General features: G+C 69.2%; 3 protein-coding genes and 1 pseudogene. All 4 read right to left on the bottom strand.

Going from position 1 to position 3,858, the window contains the following annotated elements; genetic code table 11:
- Positions 1–199 (bottom strand): annotated as a pseudogene (locus IE237_RS41225) (hypothetical protein); the annotation flags it as partial.
- Between the two features lie 113 nt (positions 200–312).
- Positions 313–1,035, bottom strand: a complete 723-nt coding sequence (locus IE237_RS39540; protein WP_189807056.1) for a FadR/GntR family transcriptional regulator — start codon at positions 1,033–1,035, stop codon at positions 313–315.
- Between the two features lie 147 nt (positions 1,036–1,182).
- Complete coding sequence (locus tag IE237_RS39535) at positions 1,183–2,184, bottom strand: ABC transporter permease (RefSeq protein WP_229844166.1); 1,002 nt, start codon at positions 2,182–2,184, stop codon at positions 1,183–1,185.
- A 19-nt stretch (positions 2,185–2,203) separates the two neighbouring features.
- The gene (locus IE237_RS39530; RefSeq protein WP_189807054.1) at positions 2,204–3,760 is read right to left on the bottom strand and encodes a sugar ABC transporter ATP-binding protein; all 1,557 of its coding nucleotides are present in this window, start codon (positions 3,758–3,760) and stop codon (positions 2,204–2,206) included.
- Positions 3,761–3,858: the final 98 nt, after the last annotated feature.

Here is a 3,858-nt window from a genome sequence, read left to right as displayed (position 1 = left end):
TGAGGGCGCAGATCAGTTCGGGCTTGTGATGCGCGTCCTTGTAGTTGCGGTGGGGTGCGCCGATGGGGACCTCGGCCGCATCCTCAGCGGCGCGGGAGGGCGACCAGTTGCGCGGGTGGTGCACTGCCGCCTGGGTTCGGCGCCGGTGTCTGGTGCGCCTGCAAGCCTCGATGCGGGCGAGCTTGTAGTACGTGAACATCCGATGTTTGTTGCCGGGATTACGTAAGAGCGTTGCGGATGAGTCAATAGCTTCGACCACAGCGCGGAATGCATTGGATCACTGGTCGAGTGGCGAGATAGCGCCTCTCGCTGTCAGGCGATGGTGTCGAGGTCCGCGGAGCTGTTGGCGGGTCCGGTGGCCAGCCAGTCCTCGACCGCGGCGACGTGCACCGCGCTGGCAGCTGCGGCCAGTGCGGCATCACGGTTGACCAGGGCCCGCCAGATGGCCTCGTGCTCGCAGTGGGCCTGAATGCGGGCGGGGGCGCCACCGCCCGAAGTCTGGGGGAGCGTGCCGCGCACGATGCGCAGCCGCTGGGTATGGGTGGAGAGGATTCCGAGCAGGGTGGACAGGACCGGATTGCCGACGGAGTCTGCGATGGTGCGGTGGAACTCGATGTCCAGATCGATGAACTCCTCGATGCCGATGTCGGCGGCACTCTGATCGAGGATGGCCCGCAGCGTTCGCAAGTCCTCGGCGGTGAGCCGGCCGACGGCAAGAGCGGTGACCTGCGGCTCCAGCAGGCGCCGTACCTGCAGGAGCTGACGGGCCGTGCGCCCGTGGGAGACGTCGGCCGCGAAAGCCATGGCTTCGAGGAGAAGATGCGGCTCCAGGCCGGAGACGTATGTGCCGTCGCCCTGCTTGGCCACCAGGATCCGCATCGCGGTGAGTGCTCGGACGGCCTCGCGCAGCGAGTTGCGCGACAGCCCGAGTTGGTCGGCGAGATCGGCCTCGTTGGGGAGGCGCGCGCCGGGTAGAAGGCTGCCGGAGACGATCATCTTCTTGATCTTCTCGATGGCCTGGTCGGTCACCGCCATGGTGGAATCGCCTCCTGCTGGGCTCGTTGACGTGTGGGCAGTCGCGGGAAGCCGCGGAAATCCGGGAAAGATCAAAGGCCGAAACGGCGCGACGGCTCAGAATGGCCAGTCGCGCCGTTCCGGCGGTCTTCGGAGGGGTCCGGCTTGCTATTCCTGCTTCTCGCCGGAGGTGAAGCGGGAGATGATCAGCGCGACGATGATGATCGCGCCGTTGAGGAACTGGTTCCACAGGGGAGGCACGCCGGCGAGGGTCATGACGTTGACCACGAGCTGGAGGGTCAGTACGCCGGTGAGGGCGCCGAAGAGCGTTCCGCGGCCGCCGTTGAGGCTGACGCCGCCGATGACGGTGGCGGCGAAGACCTGGAAGATCCAGCCGTTGCCCTGGTCGGCGGAGATGGATCCGTAGTGGCCGGTGTAGAGGATTCCGGCGAAGGCGGCCAGCAGGCCGCCGATGATCAGAACGATCCAGGTGATCCGGTCGACGCGGATGCCGGCGGCACGGGCGGCCTCGGCGTTACCGCCGATCGCGTAGAGGGAGCGGCCGTGGCGCAACCAGGCGAGTGCACTGCCGCCGATCAGGAAGAGCAGCGCGCAGATCCAGATCGCCGCCGGGACGCCCAGCCAGCTGGTGCGGCCCAGGTAGGTGAAGGAGCTGGGCAGGGTGACGATCGACTGGCCCTCGGAGATTGCGACCTGGAGGCCGCGCAGCAGGGTGAGCGCGCCGAGGGTGACGATGAAGCCGTTGAGGCGCAGCTTCAGGATGAAGAACCCGTTGGCCGCCCCGATGAGCGCGCCGACCGCGAGGCACAGCAGGATGGCCGACCACTCGGGGAAGAGCCCGAGCCCGATGAACCGTGAGCCGTGGTCGGGCAGCACCAGCCAGACGGCGATGACGGGGGCCACGCCGATGGTGGACTCCAGGGAGAGGTCCATCCGTCCGGCGATCAGGATCAGGGCCTGGGCCAGGACCAGCAGGCTCAGCTCGGTGGCTTGCTGGCCGACGCCGAGGAGATTGTCGGCAGTGAGGAAGGCGGGGGAGACGATGAAGCCGATGACGCCCAGAACGAGCAGGGCCGGTACGAGCGACAGGTCGCGGTAGCGGGCGATGTCGAAGCGGCGTCCGGCGGGGGCGGGGGCGGTGACGGCCATGGCCGAAGGCGCTCGGAACTCAGTTGTGGGAGACATGACTTTCCTTCGTGTCGGTCGGGCCGGCCATGCCCTCCATGGCTGCGACCAGCTGTTCATCGCTCCAGCCGTGCTCGAACTCGGCGACGACGCGGCCGTGGAACATGGCCACGACGCGGTCGCAGACGCGCAGGTCGTCGAGTTCGTCGGACACGATCAGGGCGCTCTTGCCCGCGTCGGCGACCTGGCGGACGGTGCCGAGCAGGGATTCCTTGGATTTGATGTCGACGCCGTTGGTGGGCCGGATGGCGACCAGCACCTGGGGGTTGGTGGCCAGCGCCCGGGCGATGACGACCTTCTGCTGGTTGCCGCCGGACAGGGCGGACACCGGGGCAGAGGGTCCGGGCGTCTTGATGTCGAGATCGCTGATCATCCGCTGGGCGAAGGCCCGGGTGCGCGAGGGCAGCACGGTTCCGAACGGCCCGAGCTGGTCGGTGACGGTCAGGGTGGCGTTCTCGGCGACGCTGCGCTGCGGGATGATGCCCTGGATGTGCCGGTCCTCGGGAACGAACCCGATGCCGGCCGCCAGTGCGGCGGGGACGCGTCCGGTGCGCACCGGACGGCCCGCGACGGTGATGGTGCCGCTCCGCGGGCGGTGCAGGCCGGCGATGGTCTCGCCGATCTGGACGTTGCCGCTGGCGGCGGCCCCGGCGAGCCCGACGACCTCGCCGGGGCGCGCGGTCAAGGAGAAGTTCCGGTACGCGCCGGCCAGGCTGAGGCCGGAGACGTCCAGCAGCGGCGTGTCACCGAAGTGTCTCTCCCCGGTCACCGACCAGGAGGGCTCGGTTCCACGGGTGCGCTCCCCGGTCATCGCCTCCACCAGGGCGTGGTGGCTGAGCTCGGCGACCGGTGCGGTGACGATGTGCCGGGCGTCCCGGTAGACCGTGACGGTGGTACAGAGGTCGTAGACCTCCTGCAAGTGGTGGGAGATGAACAGGAACGCGACGCCCTGTTCCTGCAGCGAGCGCAGTTTGTCGAAGAGCTGCTCGATGCCGCGTGCGTCGAGCTTCGCGGTCGGCTCGTCGAGGATGATGAACCGGGCGCCGAAGGACAGCGCCCGGGCGATCTCGACGAACTGGCGCTGCTCGACGGTCAGGTCCTCGGCGCGTGCGCTCGGATCGACGTCGACCCCGTACTCGGCGAGCAGCTCGGTGGCGCGCCGCCGCAGCTGCTTCCAGCCGATCGGGCGCAGGGCGCGGGAGCTCTGCCGGTCGAGGAAGAGGTTTTCTGCGACGGTCAGTGCCGGGATGATGGTGGAGCGCTGGTACACGCAGGCGACCTTGGACCGCCAGGCGTCGGTGTCCCCGGGGGCGGGGGCTTGCTCGCCGTTGAAGCGCAGGGTGCCGGTGTCGGGGTTCTGCAGGCCGGTGAGGATCGAGACGAGCGTGGACTTGCCCGCGCCGTTGCGGCCGACCAGGGCGTGGGACTCGCCGGGTGCGACGGAGATGCGGGCGTCGCTCAGGGCGACGGTGGCGCCGAAACGCTTGCTGATCCCATCGGCTTCGACGACGGGGCCTCGGGCGGGGATGGGGTCCGCCATGGCGTGGTGCTCCTTTCCACGGGTGGAAACCGCGGGCGGCGGCCCTGGAGGGGGGAGTTCGGGCCGCCGCCCGCGGAGCTTTTTTTTTGGGGGGGGGG

The sequence above is a fragment of the Streptomyces tanashiensis genome (genome assembly GCF_014648895.1).
Taxonomy (GTDB): domain Bacteria; phylum Actinomycetota; class Actinomycetes; order Streptomycetales; family Streptomycetaceae; genus Streptomyces; species Streptomyces tanashiensis.
Note: the sequence above shows the minus strand (reverse complement) of the source record. Positions and strands in the feature narration are given on the sequence as shown.

What these genes read in the sequence shown, in the direction of transcription:
- IE237_RS39540 (WP_189807056.1), bottom strand. Translation starts at nt 1,035, where the DNA reads ATGGCGGTGACCGACCAGGCCATCGAGAAGATCAAGAAGATGATCGTC.
- IE237_RS39535 (WP_229844166.1), bottom strand. Translation starts at nt 2,184, where the DNA reads ATGGCCGTCACCGCCCCCGCCCCCGCCGGACGCCGCTTCGACATCGCC.
- IE237_RS39530 (WP_189807054.1), bottom strand. Translation starts at nt 3,760, where the DNA reads ATGGCGGACCCCATCCCCGCCCGAGGCCCCGTCGTCGAAGCCGATGGG.